The 15,764-nt window shown below is 65.0% G+C and carries 11 protein-coding genes; 6 read left to right on the top strand and 5 right to left on the bottom strand.

Annotated features, from left to right (window positions below; all coding sequences use genetic code 11):
- Nucleotides 1-37 precede the first annotated feature (37 nt).
- The 5 genes from asnB to M8A51_RS12435 all read left to right on the top strand — a co-directional run bounded on the left by asnB (nt 38) and on the right by M8A51_RS12435 (nt 9,082).
- Entirely contained in the window at nt 38-1,927 is a 1,890-nt protein-coding gene (gene asnB / locus M8A51_RS12415) for an asparagine synthase (glutamine-hydrolyzing) (protein ID WP_251778775.1), read from the top strand.
- On the top strand, nt 1,873-3,012 hold the full coding sequence (locus tag M8A51_RS12420; protein ID WP_251778776.1) for a polysaccharide deacetylase family protein: 1,140 nt from the start codon (nt 1,873-1,875) through the stop codon (nt 3,010-3,012). Before asnB ends, M8A51_RS12420 begins: the two co-directional genes overlap by 55 nt.
- Before the next feature lie 15 nt (nt 3,013-3,027).
- Complete coding sequence (locus M8A51_RS12425; RefSeq protein WP_251778777.1) at nt 3,028-4,362, top strand: O-antigen ligase family protein; 1,335 nt, start codon at nt 3,028-3,030, stop codon at nt 4,360-4,362.
- A 300-nt stretch (nt 4,363-4,662) separates the two neighbouring features.
- Nucleotides 4,663-6,480, top strand: coding sequence for an InlB B-repeat-containing protein (locus M8A51_RS12430; RefSeq protein WP_251778778.1), 1,818 nt, complete (start codon nt 4,663-4,665; stop codon nt 6,478-6,480).
- A 397-nt stretch (nt 6,481-6,877) separates the two neighbouring features.
- The gene (locus M8A51_RS12435; RefSeq protein ID WP_251778779.1) at nt 6,878-9,082 is read left to right on the top strand and encodes an InlB B-repeat-containing protein; all 2,205 of its coding nucleotides are present in this window, start codon (nt 6,878-6,880) and stop codon (nt 9,080-9,082) included.
- Nucleotides 9,083-9,145: 63 nt separating this feature from the next.
- On the opposite strand, the gene M8A51_RS12440 is transcribed toward M8A51_RS12435, so the two are convergent.
- Genes M8A51_RS12440 through M8A51_RS12450 form a run of 3 tightly spaced genes read right to left on the bottom strand, consistent with a single transcriptional unit; the run spans nt 9,146 to nt 11,970 of the window.
- Nucleotides 9,146-9,919 carry a YdcF family protein gene (locus M8A51_RS12440; RefSeq protein WP_251778780.1) on the bottom strand — a complete coding sequence of 258 codons (774 nt, stop codon included), beginning with the start codon at nt 9,917-9,919 and terminating at the stop codon, nt 9,146-9,148.
- Between the two features lie 21 nt (nt 9,920-9,940).
- Complete coding sequence (locus M8A51_RS12445; RefSeq protein ID WP_251778781.1) at nt 9,941-11,266, bottom strand: TolB-like translocation protein; 1,326 nt, start codon at nt 11,264-11,266, stop codon at nt 9,941-9,943.
- Complete coding sequence (locus tag M8A51_RS12450) at nt 11,263-11,970, bottom strand: 4'-phosphopantetheinyl transferase family protein (RefSeq protein WP_251778782.1); 708 nt, start codon at nt 11,968-11,970, stop codon at nt 11,263-11,265. The genes M8A51_RS12445 and M8A51_RS12450 overlap by 4 nt, the downstream gene beginning before the upstream one ends.
- A gap of 171 nt (nt 11,971-12,141) precedes the next feature.
- Here M8A51_RS12450 and M8A51_RS12455 point away from each other — a divergent pair, with 171 nt between their 5' ends.
- Nucleotides 12,142-14,025, top strand: coding sequence for a CocE/NonD family hydrolase (locus tag M8A51_RS12455; protein WP_251778783.1), 1,884 nt, complete (start codon nt 12,142-12,144; stop codon nt 14,023-14,025).
- Between the two features lie 7 nt (nt 14,026-14,032).
- Here the strand turns inward: M8A51_RS12455 and M8A51_RS12460 are convergent, their stop codons facing one another.
- Entirely contained in the window at nt 14,033-14,971 is a 939-nt protein-coding gene (locus tag M8A51_RS12460) for a serine aminopeptidase domain-containing protein (protein ID WP_251778784.1), read from the bottom strand.
- A 5-nt stretch (nt 14,972-14,976) separates the two neighbouring features.
- Complete coding sequence (locus M8A51_RS12465) at nt 14,977-15,642, bottom strand: alpha/beta fold hydrolase (RefSeq protein WP_251778785.1); 666 nt, start codon at nt 15,640-15,642, stop codon at nt 14,977-14,979.
- Between the last annotated feature and the right edge of the window lie 122 nt (nt 15,643-15,764).

The raw sequence follows: 15,764 nt of genomic DNA on the forward strand, positions 1-15,764 counted from the left end.
CGAAGATGGTCGACACCTTCGTTCCAAGGAGTTCTTCATGTGCGGCATAGCCGGGCTCTATTCGTTGGACGAGCGGCGCTCGGCCGACCCTTCGATCGTCGACGCGATGTGTCGCATGATCGTGCACCGCGGGCCGGATGATCAGGGTGTCTATGTCAACGGTGGGGCGCAGATCGGGATGCGCCGGCTGAGCATCATCGACCTGTCCAGCGGACACCAGCCGATCCACAACGAGGACCGCAGCATCTGGATCGTCTTCAATGGCGAGATCTACAACTTCCGCGAGCTGCGACGCGAACTGGAAGCGCTGGGGCATCGCTTCTACACGAACACCGATACGGAGTGCATCGTGCATGCGTACGAGCAGTATGGTGAGAACTGCTTCCAGCGCTTGCGCGGCATGTTCGGCATCGCCATCCTCGACCTGCGTGAAAACAAGCTGGTGCTTGCGCGCGACCGGCTTGGCAAGAAGCCGCTGTACTACACGACCACGAAGGACGGCCTGCTGGCGTTTGCCTCCGAACTCAAGTGCCTGTACGCGGTGCCGGGGTTCGACCCGCGCATCTCGCTCGAAGCGACGCACGATTACTTCACGCTCGGGTATGTACCGGCGCCTGCGTCGATCTACGACGGCGTGCACAAGCTGCCACCAGCCCACTGCCTGGTCGTCAAGCAGGGCCAGGTGTCGGTGCGACGCTACTGGCAGGTCGAGTTCGAGCCGAAATGGCAGGCACCCGAGGCGGAACTCAAGGCGCAGCTGTCGAGCAAGCTCGAGGATGCAGTGCGCGCGCGCCTCGTCAGCGACGTGCCGTTCGGTGCCTTCCTCAGCGGTGGCATCGATTCCAGCGTGGTTGCTGTTCTGATGGCGCGCAACCTGTCGTCGCCGGTCAAGACTTTCACGATCGGCTTCAAGGAGGCCGCCTTCAACGAGTTGCCGGATGCGAGGGCGGTGGCGCAGCACATCGGCGCCGAGCATCACGAGCTGATCGTCGAGGCCGACGCGGTGTCGATGCTGAAAGACCTGGTCTGGTATTTCGACGAGCCGTTCGGTGATTCGTCGTCGATCCCGACCTACCTGGTCTCGCAGCTCGCGGCCCGGCACGTGAAGATGGTGCTGTCGGGCGACGGTGGCGACGAACTGTTCGCGGGCTACGAGCGCTATCGCAAATACCAGCGACTGGACACTTTTGCACGCCGTGCGTTCGGGCTCGGCGGTCCGGCGTTGCGAGTGGCCTCGGGCCTGGTTGGCGGCGCACGCGGCGTGCGGATGCGCCGCATTGCCGATCGTGTCGACCAGCGCTACCCGGACCGCTATCTGTCCGGCGTGGCGCTCAACACTGCGGCCGACCTGCGCATGCTGCTTGCGCCCGAGGTCGCCGGCAGCGACCCTTTCGTGCGTGTGCGCGGCCTGTTCGAGCGTGCCGATATCCACGACCCGATGGAGCGCATTCTCGCCGGCGACATGGAAACCTATCTGGCCGACGACATTCTCGTCAAGGTCGACCGCATGACGATGGCGAATTCGCTCGAGGCCCGGGCGCCGCTGCTGGACCACGAACTGCTCGAGTTCGCGGCGCGGCTGCCGCTCGACTTCAAGCTGCGCAACGGCGTCGGCAAGTACCTGCTCAAGCAGGTCGCAAACGATCTGTTGCCTGCTGCGGTGCTGAACAAGCGCAAGCAGGGATTCGCGATTCCCGTGGCTCAATGGTTCCGCGAAGACTTGCGCGAGCTGATGCTGGACACGCTGGCCGATCGGCGTTTCCGCGAGCGGGGTATCTTCAATGCGTCGGGCGTGCAGCAGCGCATGGCTGACCATCTGGCCGGTACGCACGACTACAGCGAACCGCTATGGCTGTTGCTGACCTACGAGCTATGGGCTCGCAGGTTTGTCGATGCGGCGGCGGCGCCTGTCGCCGCCGCTGCATAGAACAACTAGAACGGTTTCTTCGGGTCGGGATCAACATGTTGAAGCGGTACGCCAAGTCGGTTCTCAAGGACACGGTCTCGCCGCTCCTCGATGCAGTCGGGGTCTACGACCGTCGCATCGGTCGGGCGGTGTCCGCTCCGTGCCAATGGACCATCGTGATGTACCACCGGGTGGTCGCCGAGGCGATGGCCGATCCGTTTCGGCTCGGCATGTGCGTCCGGCGCGATCGCTTCGAGGCGCAGATCGGCTACCTTCGCCGGCAGTTCAACGTGATCGGCTTGCGTGACGCCGTCGACCGGCTCGAGCGCGGTGAACCCCTGCCAGAGCGTGCGGTCTCGATCACGTTCGACGACGGGTATCTCGACAACTTCGAGGTAGCCCTGCCCATCCTCGAAGCCCATCGTGTGCCGGTCACGCTGTTTGTGCCGACGGGCGGGCTCGACACCGGTGAGCTGCTCTGGTGGGATCGCGTGATCGCTGCGCTGGCCGGCACGTCACATCAGGCGCTGGACATGCGGGCAGCGGGACTGAATGGTTCGCACCCGCGGCTGCCGCTTTCGTCATGGCACAGGGTTGCAACGGCGGAGGCGGTGCTGGAACAACTCTGGACGCTGCCGATCGAGCAGGTGCTTGAAGTGGTGAACCGGATCGAACGGGTACTGGGTCCGCCGTGCCGGCCGGTAGTGCCCGCGGCTCGGCTGGGGGCAGAACAGATTCGCGAGATGCACCGCCGCGGCGTCGAGATCGGTGCACATTCGGTGCGGCACCCCAACCTCAAACTCGTCTCCGAGGCCGATCTGCAGCAAGAGATGATCGCTTCACGCGTGATGCTCGAATCGCTGTGCCAGGCGCCGGTCGAAGGCTTTGCCTATCCGGGAGGGCGCATGAACGACGCCACTGCCGTTGCCGCGCGAGCTGTCGGTTTCCGCTATGCCGTGGCCACGATCAGCGCGGTGAACCGTGCACCGTACGACCACTTCAAGCTGTGCCGCATCGGCATGCCGGATTCTCCTGTCGCAGACTTCAAGCGCGCACTGAGCGCCACCATGCTGCGACCGGGTCGAGCGCAGCATGCACCGGCCTGACCGCGGAGGATCGCCATGACGGCATTGCGCCTGTTGCTGGCGGCCATCATCGTCTATCTGCCCAACCAGCAGCTGTTTCGCATCGAATTCACCGTCAAGGGGCTGAACGTCATCAACGTGCTGTTCCTGCTGGCACTGATGCTGATGCTGTTGCTGAAGCCCAAGTCCGGGACGCCGGCGCCATTGAAGGGTCCGTTCTACTTCTTTTTTGCGATGCTGGTCTGGGGCTACCTGATGGGCGTGATGCACGATCCTTCGGAGTGGGTCAACGACCTGACCGTGCTGAAGAACAGCATTTTCTACATGCTGCTGTTCTTTCTCTTCTATCACGGCGCCAACGACATGAAGACGGTGCGCTTTCTGTTCGCGGTGATGCTGTTCGTCACCTTTGTCGCATCGGTACAGGGGCTGCGGCAGGCGCTCGACTATGGCATCACCGTCTACAACGAGACGCGCCGTGTCTCGGCGCCTTTCGGCTGGAGCTACACCAATGCCAACCGCGCGGCGGTGTTCTTCGTCATCTTCCTGCCGATGTTTGCTGCGGTCGCGTTGTTCTACAAGTCCAAGCCGATGTTCCGGCTGATTGCCGCCGGCTGCCTGGCGCTCGGCGCCTTCGTCGTTTTTTTCACCTATTCTCGGCAGGCGTATTTCATCCTGGCGTTGCTGGCCTTGCTGCTCGCCGTGCGGCGCAGCGTGTTCCTTGCCGGGCTGATCGTCGTGGCGTTGCTGACCTTCGAGTCGTGGGCGCCGGAGACCGCGGTCGAGCGCCTGCAGTCGACCACACAGGGCGAGGACGGCGGCGGACATGCCTCGCCAAGGACCGGTGCCGAGCATGCCGACGGCGAGGGTGAGTACGACGAGAGCACGGAAAGCCGGTTCATCATCTGGGAAGGCGCGGCGCAACTGATTGCCGAGCGTCCATGGGGCATCGGCCTCAACCATTTCAAGCGCGAGATCGGAGCATACGTACCGACGTATCGCAACATGGACGCGCATAACTTCTACGTCCTGATCACCACCGAAGCGGGTCTGCTGGGCCCGTTGGCAACGCTGACACTCCTCTTTGGTTTGTGGCGGTTGGGCCGGCGCGTGGAGAAGGTCGATGCGAGCGACGAGTCGAAGTTGCTGGGCGTCGGGTTCACGATGTCCGTGATCGCGGTCGCTCTCGGCAATGTCTATGGCAGCCGTTTTCTGGATGGGGACGTCATGGGCAACTTCTGGATCCTCGCAGGGATCGTCGCCCGCTATCACGCGCTGACAAAAGAGGCTTCGTGGGCCACCGTGGGGGCCGATGTGAATCGGTCGTCCCCCGGAAGCCGCTCCCCGCTGAGGCAGGAGGGTGCGAAATAGTGCACGCCCGCTGTGCGGAGTGTGGAGATAGATGTAACGGCCCTGGATACGAGTTGCGTATAGCCAAAGAGGTAAGAAATTCAATCCCTCGCCTGCGGGGCGCGTAATTTTTCCACGCGGAGACCCTGGTCAAAACAGGGAGAGAATGTTTCATTTAGTTACTTGCCGCGGCCGAGGCACGGCACCATGGCAGCCAACGTGTGAGGGTAGGGTCAGTGCGGCTCAAGAGAGCTGCCGTCAGAACGCCCTTGCAGGCCGGGTGGCATCAGCCCCCGTCGAACGACCGACCGTGGACCTGTGATGACTTCTGTGCTTCGACTTGGCAGCTTGGCTGCGCTGATGATGGCCCTGGCCGCTTGCGGCGGCGGCGGCGGCGGCAGTTCCAATACAGGGAACGAAGGACCGGCTGGGGGCGGCAATGGCGGTACGGAGACGACGACGTTGCAGATCGGCGTGACCGGCTCCGGAGCGGTTTCATCGCAGCCGAGCGGCATCGCGTGCGGTAACGACTGCTCCGAGAGCTTCACGGTCGGCACGGAAGTGACGCTCAGCGCGAACCCGGCGGCCGGTTACCAGTTCTCGGGATGGAGCGGTAGCGGCGTATCCTGCTCGGACGGTTCGACGAGCTGCACGATCGAACTGGCGGCCGCCAGTACGGTGACGGCTACTTTCACGCCCGTCGCAGCCGACACGGTTGCGCTGAACCTCCAGCGTTCGGGCACCGGAACGGTACTGTCCAGCCCGTCCGGCATCAACTGCGGTTCCGACTGCAGCGAGAGCTACGCAAAGGACACCCAAGTGACGCTGACCGCCGCGGCTGGCAGCGGCTATACCTTCGCCGGCTGGGACGGCGTTTGCACCGGCACCAACGCCACGTGCACCGTCACGCTGAGCCAGGCCCGGACCATCTCGGCGATCTTCGTTGCCGCGCCGGCGGTCAGCGCTTGCAACGGCTTCTATGCCGCTGATTTCACGCCGGTGAGCGGCACCGCCACCCAGTCGATCCTGTCCAGTTCGCGCCCCGTCAAAGGCCGGGCATTCGCCGACCCGACGTACAGGACCTGCATCGTGCGCGTGACCGATCACGCCGCCGAGGCTCCTTCCGGCTTTGCACGCAACGACTACTCGCGCCGTCAGGCCTTCAATGCGGATGCCAGCAAGCTGCTTGTCTATGCGCTCGACGGACACTGGCATCTCTATGACGCCAACAGCTATGCGCATGTGCGGCAGCTCAACGGCCCCGCTGCGGATGCCGAGCCGCAGTGGCACCCGACCGATCCCAATCTGCTGTACTACCTGCCCACGAATGGCGGCATGGTCGTCAACGAACTGAACGTCTCGACGAACACCAGCCGCGTGGTCGGCAATTTCGCGGGTCGCCTGCCGTGGTCGAACGTTGCACGACTGTGGACCAAGTCTGAAGGTTCGCCCTCGGCGGACGCGCGCTACTGGGCCTTCATGGCGGAAACCTCGAGCTTCGCGCCGTTGGGCATCGTCGTCTGGGACCGCGTGACCGACACCATCGTGAGCACCCTCAACAACAGTGACCGCCCCGACCATCTGAGCATGAGTGCGTCCGGCAACTATGTTGTGGTGTCATGGCTGAACCGGGTCGTGGCCTACGACCGCAACCTGCGCAACCCGCGGACCATCCAGGGCAGCAGCGAGCACTCGGACATTGCCCTCGACGGGAATGGCGATGATCTCTACGTCTCGGTGGACTACCAGTCCAACGAAGGCATGGTGTTCATGATCAACCTGCGCACCGGCACGCGCACCGATCTGTTCCCCACGTACCTCGCAGGGACGGCGACGGCCATGCATTTCTCGGGCAAGGCGTTCAAGAAGCCCGGCTGGGTCCTGGTGTCCACCTATGCGAACTACGGTGGTGCGCTGCAATGGCTGCACCGCAAGATATTCGCGGTGCAGCTGGCCGCCAACCCGAAGATCTATCAACTGGCTCACACACACGTGGTTGACAACGGCTATTGGACGGAGCCGCAGGCCAGTGTCAGCCGAGATTTCACGAAAATACTTTTTACTTCTAATTGGGAAGTGAATACCGGCAATGACCTCGATGCCTATATGATCGAGTTGCCCAAAGATGCCTTGAAGTAGACGGGCGCGGGCGCACGGCGCCCTTCGTCGCACAGTCAAAAACATCCTTTCTGGGAACGCTGATCGCTGTACCTGCTGTCGGCGGCGTCCCAATGAAAAATCACTGCTCGCGTGGTCGAAGCGCCGCCGTGTCGGCGCGTGAGCAGCCTTCGCCAAGTCCCCCAGCTGATGGTATTTCTGCGCGTTGCATTGCAGCGCGCAGCTCTTGGCGTTTTTAAACCAAAGTGACTTTCAGACACAAATGAACAGCAAAAAGTTACTACAGGAGAGGTTTGGTTTTCCGATTGAACGAGAGACGGCGCAGAAAGCGCTGTCGGTGCGGAAAACCTGTTCGGGATGGTCCGCACGTTCGGGCCATTTACATCGGGTTGAACCTTAAGAATCGTTGGGATAAATCATGCGTACACGTTCATATCTGGCGCCGGCGGCTATTTGGCTCGCCTTGCTGGTCTCGGGCTGTGGAGGGGGGAGTTCCACCTCCGCGACCGAGACGTCAAACGGGACCGGCAGCGAGGCCGTCGAAGAGCAGGAGCCGCAGGAGGATGCCGACGCCACCAGCGCCGAGCAGGAAAGCGCCCAGCGCGTCCAGTCTTCCACCTATTACAGCCAACGACTGATCAAGGTCGGGGTCCAGGGTTCCGGACGTGTCACCAGCGATCGCGGTGGCATCGATTGCAATGCCAGCGGCGGGCCGAAGTGTTCGACCGGTTACTCGGCGCTGACCTACGTGCGCCTGAGTGCCACACCGGCGGCGGGCGCTACCTTTACCGGCTGGTCCGGGTCGTGCCGGGGCACCAACCTGGTGTGCCGCGTATCGAACAGCCGCTCGCGCGATGTCAGGGCGACCTTCTCGCAGGCACCGGTCGCCGTCACCAACTACTCGCTCAGCGTGTCGGTCTCCGGCACCGGAAGCGTGACCAGCAATCCGGGCGGCATCAGCTGCGGCAGCGGCGGCAGTGCCTGCACCGGCTCGTTTGCCAACGGCACGGGGGTGGCGCTCAGCGCCCAGGCACCGTCAGGCTACACCTTCCAGGGGTGGGGCGGTGCATGCAGCGGCACAGGCAGCACCTGCCAGGTGACGATGTCCCAAGCGCGCAGCGTGAGCGCGTCGTTTGCCGTCGCGCAACCGACGAGCCACACCCTGGGCGTGGCCGTCTCCGGCACCGGCAATGTCCGCAGCTCGCCGTCCGGCATCGATTGCGGCAACTCGGCCACCGACTGCTCGTCGTCGTTTGACACCGCGAGCAGCGTGACGCTGACGGCTGCTGCACCGAGCGGCCAGGTGTTCAACGGCTGGGGCGGCGCATGTTCGGGCACCAGCAGCAGCTGCACGGTCTCGATGTCCAGCGCGCGCAGTGTCCAGGCGAACTTCGCGGCCGCACCGGCGCCGGACACCGGCGATTCAGGCGGATCGTCCACCAGCAGCGCCTGCAGCACGCTCTACGCTTCCAGTCTCACGCTGAAGAGCGGTTTCGTGACCGACCTGATCTCGTCGCTGTCCAAGCCGGCGAAGGGCAAGGCCTTCCTCGATCCGTCCTACAAGACCTGTGTGGTGCGAGTGACCGACCACGCCTCCGAGCCGCCGTCTGGCTTCGCGCGCAATGACTACTCGCGCCGCCAAGCCTTCAACGCGGACAGTACCCGCCTGATCGTCTATGCGTACGATGGCTTCTGGCATCTCTACGACGCCAAGACCTTCGCGCACCTCAAGCGACTGAACGGGCCTGCTGCGGACGCCGAGCCGCAATGGCACCCGACCGACCCCAACCTGCTGCACTACCTGCCGACCAACGGAGGCATGGTGGTCAACGAGTTGAACGTGTCGACGAACACCAGCCGCGTGGTAGGCAACTTCACTGGCCGGCTGCCATGGTCGAATGCCGCGCGCCTGTGGACGAAGTCGGAAGGTTCGCCGTCGGCGGATGGGCGCTACTGGGCCTTCATGGCCGAGACCTCCAGCTTCTCGCCGGTGGGGATCGTCGTGTGGGACCGCGTGACCGACACCATCGTCAGCACGATGGCCAACAGCAACCGCCCCGATCACCTGAGCATGAGTGCGTCCGGCAACTATGTCGTCGTGTCGTGGCTCGACAAGGTGGTGGCCTATGACCGCAACCTGCAGAACCCGCGCACGATCCAGAAGAGCAGCGAGCACTCGGACATCGCCCTCGACGAGAACGGCGACGATGTATACGTGTCTGTCGACTACCAGTCGAACAACGGTGCCGTGTTCATGATCAACCTGCGCACCGGGGCGCGTACCGACCTGTTCGGCACCTACATCAGCGGGACGGCGACGGCCATTCACTTCTCCGGCAAGGCGTTCCGCAAGCCGGGCTGGGTGCTGATGTCGACCTATGCCGACTACGGTGGAGCCATGCAGTGGCTGCACCGGAAGATCACCGCGGTGCAGCTGAAGGCCAACCCGACCGTGTACCACCTGGCGCACACCCGTGTGGTCGACAATGGCTACTGGACCGAGCCTCAGGCGAGCGTCAACCGCGACTTCACGAAGGTGCTGTTCACGTCCAACTGGGGTGTCAACAGCAGCATGGACCTCGATGCTTACATGGTCGAGATCCCGGCCGGTGCGTTGAAGTAAGAACGCCGCGAGCCCTGCAGGGCTTGCAGATCGCGAAGGCCTCCGCAGCGCGGAGGCCTTTTTTCATTCGGCCTGGCCGCGCAGGCGGTAGGTCCACAGCCCGACGATTTCGTGCAGGGCGGTGGCAAAGCGGTCGGGCCCGCCGTTGTGCGGCAGCCAGGCGCGCCAAGTCGGGTTGACGATCTGGCGGTAGGCGACCGGATAAGGCTGGACAGCGAGGCCGAGCCTCGCGGCCACCGCTGTGGCGCGTCGCATGTGCACCGCGCTCGTCACGAGCCAGACAGCCCCTCGATGTCGGTGGATCTCTGCCTGCACCTGCATCAGGTCTTCATAGGTGGTGCGAGAGCGGGGCGAATAGAGGATCGCGTCGGCTGGCACACCGAGGCGCTGTGCCACGCGGCCCATCTCGGCTGCGATCGAGCGGTCGTCATCGCCTGGTGGGCCGCCGGTGAACAGCATCGAGCCTCCAGTACGCCGCCACAGCTCGACGCCTTCGTGAAGCCGTTGCCAGCCGTCTTGGTCGAGTTGCACGCTGTGGGTTCGATCGGGCGTCCACATCTGCCCGCTGCCGAGCACGATGACCAACGCCTGCGGATCGCGGGCCACCGCGAGCGGTGCCACAGCGATCGGGCCCTCCAGGTGGCGGATCAGCAGATTGCCGACGGCCGGAGTGCTGCACACCCAGGCCCACAGCGTGAGACCGAGCAGCCCGGGGCGCCAGCGACGCAATGCCGGGCCGCAGCGGGGGCGAAAGGAAAGGGCGGTGAGTGCCAGCAGCCCGACAACGAAGTAGAACGTCATCGGCAGCAGCAGTTCGATCAGTGCATTGATAAACACGGGACAGGCGCGCGTGCGGCTTCAGGGGCGAGCGGCGAGAGCACCCGGTGGCACCAGCACCATGTAGGCGTCGACATCCGTTTCGCTCGCCGTTCCCCAGTTGGAGTTGAACATCAGGCGCGTGAAGTCGCGGTTCGCCGAGGCGTGCGGCTCCGTCCAGTACTTCGCGTAGCGGCTGTGATGGTGCGCGAGGTGCACGATGCGTGGTTTGGCCTTCAGTTCGACGGCGAAGAGCCGTCTGTGCAGCCACTGCTGGCCGGCCTTGCCGTAGTCGGCATAGGTGGACACCAGCACCCAGCCGGGCCGGCGGTAGGCCTTGCCGGAGACATGCAGGGCCGTCGCGGTGCCGGCGACGTATGTCGGGAACAGATCGGTACGCTGGCCGGTGCGTAGGTTGAGCATGAACAGCGCGCCATCGTTGGCTTTGTAATCAATGGCGACATACGCGTCGTCGCCGTCGGCGGTCAGCGCGATGTCCGAATGCTCGCCGACACGCTGCAGCACGCGAGGCTGCGTCAGTTCGCGGGTGAAGGCAGTCGGACCGTCGTTCCAGGAGACGACGACATGGCGGCCGGACGGACTCATGCTGAGGTGGTCGGCCCGCACCTTGCCGTGTGCCGCGAAATCGTAGGTCGCCAGGATCTTGTCCTCGATCAGGTCATAGGTGAAAAGGCCCAGCCCTTGCCAACGGTCGTCGTCCACCTGGAAGGCCCAGTAGCGACCGTCGGCCGATGGAGACCCTTCGGACCGCGTCCACGCGGACTGCGCACGCGGCCACAGCGCGCGCAGCCGGGTGCCGAAATCGGCCACCACGCGCGAGTGCCCGGTTTTGACGTTCAATTCGTGCAGGCGCATGCCCACACCGTTGGTCGGCAGGTAATACAGCAGTGCGGGATCGGTCGGGTGCCATTGAGGTTCGGCGTCGCCGGCCGGGCCGGACAGCACCTTCAGGTGTTTCAGCGTGCGGGCGTCGTAGAGGTGCCAGTAGCCGTCCTGGGCCACGACGAGCAAGCGCGTGTCGTCGGCATTGAAGGCCTGCCGGCGGGAGTAGTCGTTGCGGGCGAAGCCCTTGGGCGGCTCCTGGTCATGGGCGGTGACCCGAACGACACAACTGCCGTGCACCGGGTCGAGCAGCGCTTCACCCTTGCCCGGCCTGGCGAGGGCAGGCACGGGCGCCGTGTGCTGAGCGGCTCGGGGCAGCGTGTTCGCCGGCTGAAGCTTGGCGCATGCTGCCTCGACCGCTGTCGACGTGTCGACCCGCTGGCCGTGCGATGGATCTGCCCCGAGGCTCATGGCGAGGGCTGCCGCCGATGCGGAGGCGAGCGCCTGATGGCAGCGTCTGTTCACGGGATCTCCTTCGGATCGGCGAGGACCTTGGCCACTGCGCCGACGATGTTCTGGTCCAGAAGAAAGGATTGGACGAGGACCGAAATGCAGGTGCTGCCCAGATCGACAGGCACGATCCGGGGTGCGGGAGCCAGGCCTGCGTCGACGGACTGGGCAGGCAGGCTGAGGCCGCTGCCGATGGCTTTCAGGCACGCTTCCTTGCGTGTCCAGCCGTAGAGGAAAGCAAGATCTCGCTGTGCTGCGGGAGTGTCGAGCAACTCCTGCCGTTCGGCCGAGGTGTAGTTGTGCCGTGCCAGTTCGAGGGCGTCCGGCATCGGTCGCAGCATTTCGACGTCGATGCCCAACTCGCCTTCCCGTGCGACAGCCATGAGGGCGACGTCCGCGCTGTGGCTCAGATTGAAGCTGCATGCCGCGGGAACGAGGAAGGGCTTGCCGTAAGGGCCCAGCGAGAAGCGGATGGCGTGAGGCGCGAGGCCGGTCTGCCGGGACAGAAGCGCGCGCAGTGCGCAATGGGCGGCAAGGAATCGTTGACGGTCGCGATCGAAGACGAACCGCTGCGCGCGTGCGCGCTCGTCGTCAGAGAGCCACGCCTGCTCGTCCGCCGAAGGCGCGGTATCCAGCCCGGCGCGCCAGAGCCGGGCCAGCGGAGGTGTGACCACAGACGTGAACTCGACCATGCGGATGGCATGCAGCAGTGTGCTCATGGATGTCTGTCCGGCGGCCTTCCGGCGCGACAATGGCCGTTTGCCGAGACAGCTTGCGCTGTCTCGTGCCGCAGCGGTCGCAGATTATCCGCTGCGGCGATGAGCGCGTATCTCCCTTGCCCAAGGGGAATGCGCAGCCGTGCGCCGGACAGGGCGAAGGGCAGAACAAGCATGGAGGCCGAGATGAGCCGCAGGGGTCGGGTGAAATGGCTGTGGGCGCTGCTGGCGCTGGCGTTGTCTGCGGGGGCCGGCATCGTCGCCCTGTATGCAGGGCGGCACCATGTTCCCGTGCACTGGCAGGTGGCCGTGCGTGCGCTCATCTCGGGTGTGACGGTGGATCATGGCGTGCGTATCGCCATGCCGGACGGCGTGCACCTCGCCGCCAGCCTTTACCTGCCACCGAACGCCCGGCGCTCATTGCCGACCGTGCTGATACGTCTGCCCTACGACCGCAAGCGTTATGGCGAGGCCCTGGCATCGGCGCTGTTCTTCTCGCGCCACGGCTATGCCGTGCTGGTGCAGGACATTCGCGGCAAGTTCGAATCCGAAGGGGAGTTCGCCCCGTGGTATCGCGCGACCGAAGACGGCGCTGCGACGCTGGACTGGATCGTGCAGCAGCCCTGGTCGAACGGCAAGGTCGGGACCTTTGGGTGCTCGGCGCTGGGCGAACTGCAGTATGCCCTGGCGCGCGCACGCCATCCGGCACACGCGGCCATGATCGCTCAGGGGGCAGGCGGCGCGCTCGGCTCCATGAGGGGGACGTCCGCGCACTTCGGATTCTTCGAGGGCGGGGTGTTTCAACTGGCGTCGGGCTTCGGCTGGTTCGTCAAGCATGGGGCGAAGGACCCGCGTGCGCCGGCCCCTGCGGGGCTCGACATCGGGTCGGCGATATGGGGTCTGCCGGTGGCGGGTCTGGTGAATCAGGCCCGCCCGGCCCCCAACGCCTATGACGAACTGCTGCGGTGGCCGCTCGACGATCCCCGATGGCGCGGGTACGGTTTCGTCTCGGATGGAGACCGACTCACGACGCCGACCCTGGACATCAACAACTGGGGCGACCAGACGATCGAGGGCACACTGGCGCTCGCGCGGCATGCCAGGGCCCAGGAAACCGACCGTGGGCCGGTACGGCATCACGTGGTGATCGCACCGGGCGACCATTGCGAGGCCGAAGCCATCGCGCAGACCGGGCGTTTCGGGGATCTCGAAATGCCTCATGCCGAACAGCCGTACCGAGATTGGTATCTGCGATGGTTCGATCACTGGTTGCGAGGCAACGCCGACGCGCTTGAAGAGTTGCCGCCGTACCTGTTCTACGTGGTAGGTGAGGGGCGCTGGCTGACGTCGTCCCACTGGCCGCCGGAAGGTGTGCAGACACAGCGGTGGTACCTGCACAGCGCGGGCAGGGCCAACAGTCGCGATGGCGACGGCCAGTTGCTCACCGCACCCGCACCTGCGGGCGAGGCGAACGACGAATTCGTGTACGACCCGGCGAAACCGGTCCCGTCGCGGGGCGGTCCCCTGTGCTGCACCGGCAATCCGGCCGATCGGGCGGGGCCAGTGGACCAGCGCGACGTCGAGACCCGCTCGGATGTCCTGGTCTACACATCGCCACCGCTGCAGCGGCCTTTGCGCATTGCCGGCCCCCTGGTGGCGAAATTGACGGTCTCTTCCAGCGCGCCCGACACCGATTTCGTCGCGCGGCTTGTGCACGTGTGGCCCGATGGACGCGCGACCAGCATCCAGGAGGGGGCGCTGCGCGCTCGATACCGCGAAGGAACCGACAAGCCGGCCTTGATGACTCCCGGGCAGACCTACCAAATTGCGGTGAACATGCGGTCGATCGCCTACCTGCTACCTGAAGGGCACCGGCTCCGGCTCCACGTGACGAGCAGCAGCTTTCCACGGCTGGAACGCAACCTCAACACTGGCGGGGACAACGCTGAAGAATCGCGTGGCGTGGTGGCCCGAAACAGGGTGCACCACGGGGGCGCACGGCTGTCCTACCTCGAACTGCCTGTTCTCGAGCTGCCCGCAGTGGGCAGCGACCGTTGATGCAGGATCAGGCTGCAGCGAGCCGCTCGACCGGCGCGGATTCGGCGGCGAGGCCGACCGAAGAGACCGATCCCGGGGCTTCGGCACCCAGCACCCGCTCGTGCAACCACTGCTCGATCAAGCCGGTCAATGCCTGTTGTGCATGCGGCTGCGTCAAGGTGTGATCGCTTTGGCGGAGATAGGTGTATCGCACGTCGTCGACGAAACCGTAGGATTCGAACATCTCGCAGAACTGGCCTTCGTAGTTGTACCAATCCGGCTCGCCGCCGGAGTACACGAAGTACAGCTGCACGCCGCGATCGACCAGCGTGCGGATGCGAGCGCCGAACTCGTCACGCGCGGGCATGCGGGAGCGTCCGAAGATGACCGGGCCCTCCGCGGCGGGGGTGCCAGTGCCGTCATCCTGGGATGTGTCGAGCCGGGCCCTCAGCATGTAGCGCGCCAGCTTGTACGCAGTGGCCGGCACGCCGTGGCGACGCAGCCGGTGCCACAGGCCGAGCAGCTTGGCCTTGCGCGTCGGGTAGACGTAGGAATCGAACAGCAGCGCGGCCTGGAGGCGAGAGTCCTCGAGTGCTGTCAGATGCGCGATGTCGGCGCCCGAACAGAAGCCGATCATGAAAAATCGATGGCACCCGTAGCGCGAGGCGGCGAGGTCCATTGCCGCCCGCGTGTCGGCAACGAACTGGGCGCTGGCCGACTGGGTGCTGATGGCGCGCTGGCTGTCGCCCAGCCCGCTCAGGTCGAAGCGCAACGTGGGCACGCCGAGCTGCGCGAAGCGCCGCGCCAGCTTGACGTTCATCCGGTGTGGACCGACCCGTGGGATGACGCCGGCGTTCGTCAAGAGCGCCATGACCGGTGGGTTGCTGCCGCCGCGGGCGGCGTCGGGAAAGGTCAGCGTGCCGACGAGATTCTGTTGGGGGCCGAAGACCAGTGTGTGTTCGATCATCGCGGTCACTGCAGGGTTTCAAGAAGAATGCGAGGCACGTCCTGAGGGACGATGGCCGTCCCGAGCGCTTCCGTCGACATCCAGTTGGTGCGCGTCTCCACGGTGTGCAGCCTCACTGCGGAACCCAGTGCTTTTTGCAGCGCCTCTCGTTGCTGGGCATGCACTGCGCACGTCAGCTTCACTCCCCGTCGCGCTGCGGCGTGGAGCGGCAGTGCTTCGAGCCGCTGCAGCTCGCCGAATAGCGCCTCTCCGACCTCGAAACCGAGCACGACGCCAGGCAGGGAAGGCTCCTGTTCCCGCCCTCGCTGGCGCAGTTGATTCCATTCCAGCCCCAGTTCACGCGAGAGTTCGCTCCGGTGCGACGACAGCAGTGCGTCGAGATACTCTTGCCCGTTCAGCACCGGTTCCCAAAGAACGGCGTGGCTTGGTGCGATACGCGCGCGCCCGGCGGCGCGGGCCGCCATGTTGGCGCCGAGGCCCATGCCAAACCAGTGCACCGGGCGCTGCGAAGCGGCCTCGCACAAGACCTCGTGGGCCGCAATCACGTCCTCGGTCCAGCGCTCGATGGATTGCTGCCCTTCATCGCCTGCCGAATCGCCGGTGCCGTGATAGTCAAAGCGCAGCACGTCGCACCCTTCGCGTGCGAGCCGGTCAGACAGTGCCCGGAACATCGCGCTGGTGCGAATGGCTTCCTGTCCGAGCGGCCGGCACAGCAGGAAGGCCGGTCGGCCGGCGCGTTTCGGGTCGCCACGCTGCATCACGCCGACCATCGGTCGGGCGGGCGGGCCGAACT

This window comes from Caldimonas mangrovi (genome assembly GCF_023721835.1).
GTDB classification, from domain to species: Bacteria; Pseudomonadota; Gammaproteobacteria; order Burkholderiales; family Burkholderiaceae_C; genus Caldimonas; species Caldimonas mangrovi.

Excerpts from the sequence above, each read along its gene's own strand:
- asnB (WP_251778775.1), top strand. The coding sequence starts at position 38 with ATGTGCGGCATAGCCGGGCTCTATTCGTTGGACGAGCGGCGCTCGGCC.
- M8A51_RS12420 (WP_251778776.1), top strand. The coding sequence starts at position 1,873 with ATGGGCTCGCAGGTTTGTCGATGCGGCGGCGGCGCCTGTCGCCGCCGC.
- M8A51_RS12425 (WP_251778777.1), top strand. The coding sequence starts at position 3,028 with ATGACGGCATTGCGCCTGTTGCTGGCGGCCATCATCGTCTATCTGCCC.
- M8A51_RS12430 (WP_251778778.1), top strand. The coding sequence starts at position 4,663 with ATGACTTCTGTGCTTCGACTTGGCAGCTTGGCTGCGCTGATGATGGCC.
- M8A51_RS12435 (WP_251778779.1), top strand. The coding sequence starts at position 6,878 with ATGCGTACACGTTCATATCTGGCGCCGGCGGCTATTTGGCTCGCCTTG.
- M8A51_RS12450 (WP_251778782.1), bottom strand. The coding sequence starts at position 11,970 with ATGAGCACACTGCTGCATGCCATCCGCATGGTCGAGTTCACGTCTGTG.
- M8A51_RS12455 (WP_251778783.1), top strand. The coding sequence starts at position 12,142 with ATGGAGGCCGAGATGAGCCGCAGGGGTCGGGTGAAATGGCTGTGGGCG.
- M8A51_RS12460 (WP_251778784.1), bottom strand. The coding sequence starts at position 14,971 with ATGATCGAACACACACTGGTCTTCGGCCCCCAACAGAATCTCGTCGGC.
- M8A51_RS12465 (WP_251778785.1), bottom strand. The coding sequence starts at position 15,642 with ATGTTCCGGGCACTGTCTGACCGGCTCGCACGCGAAGGGTGCGACGTG.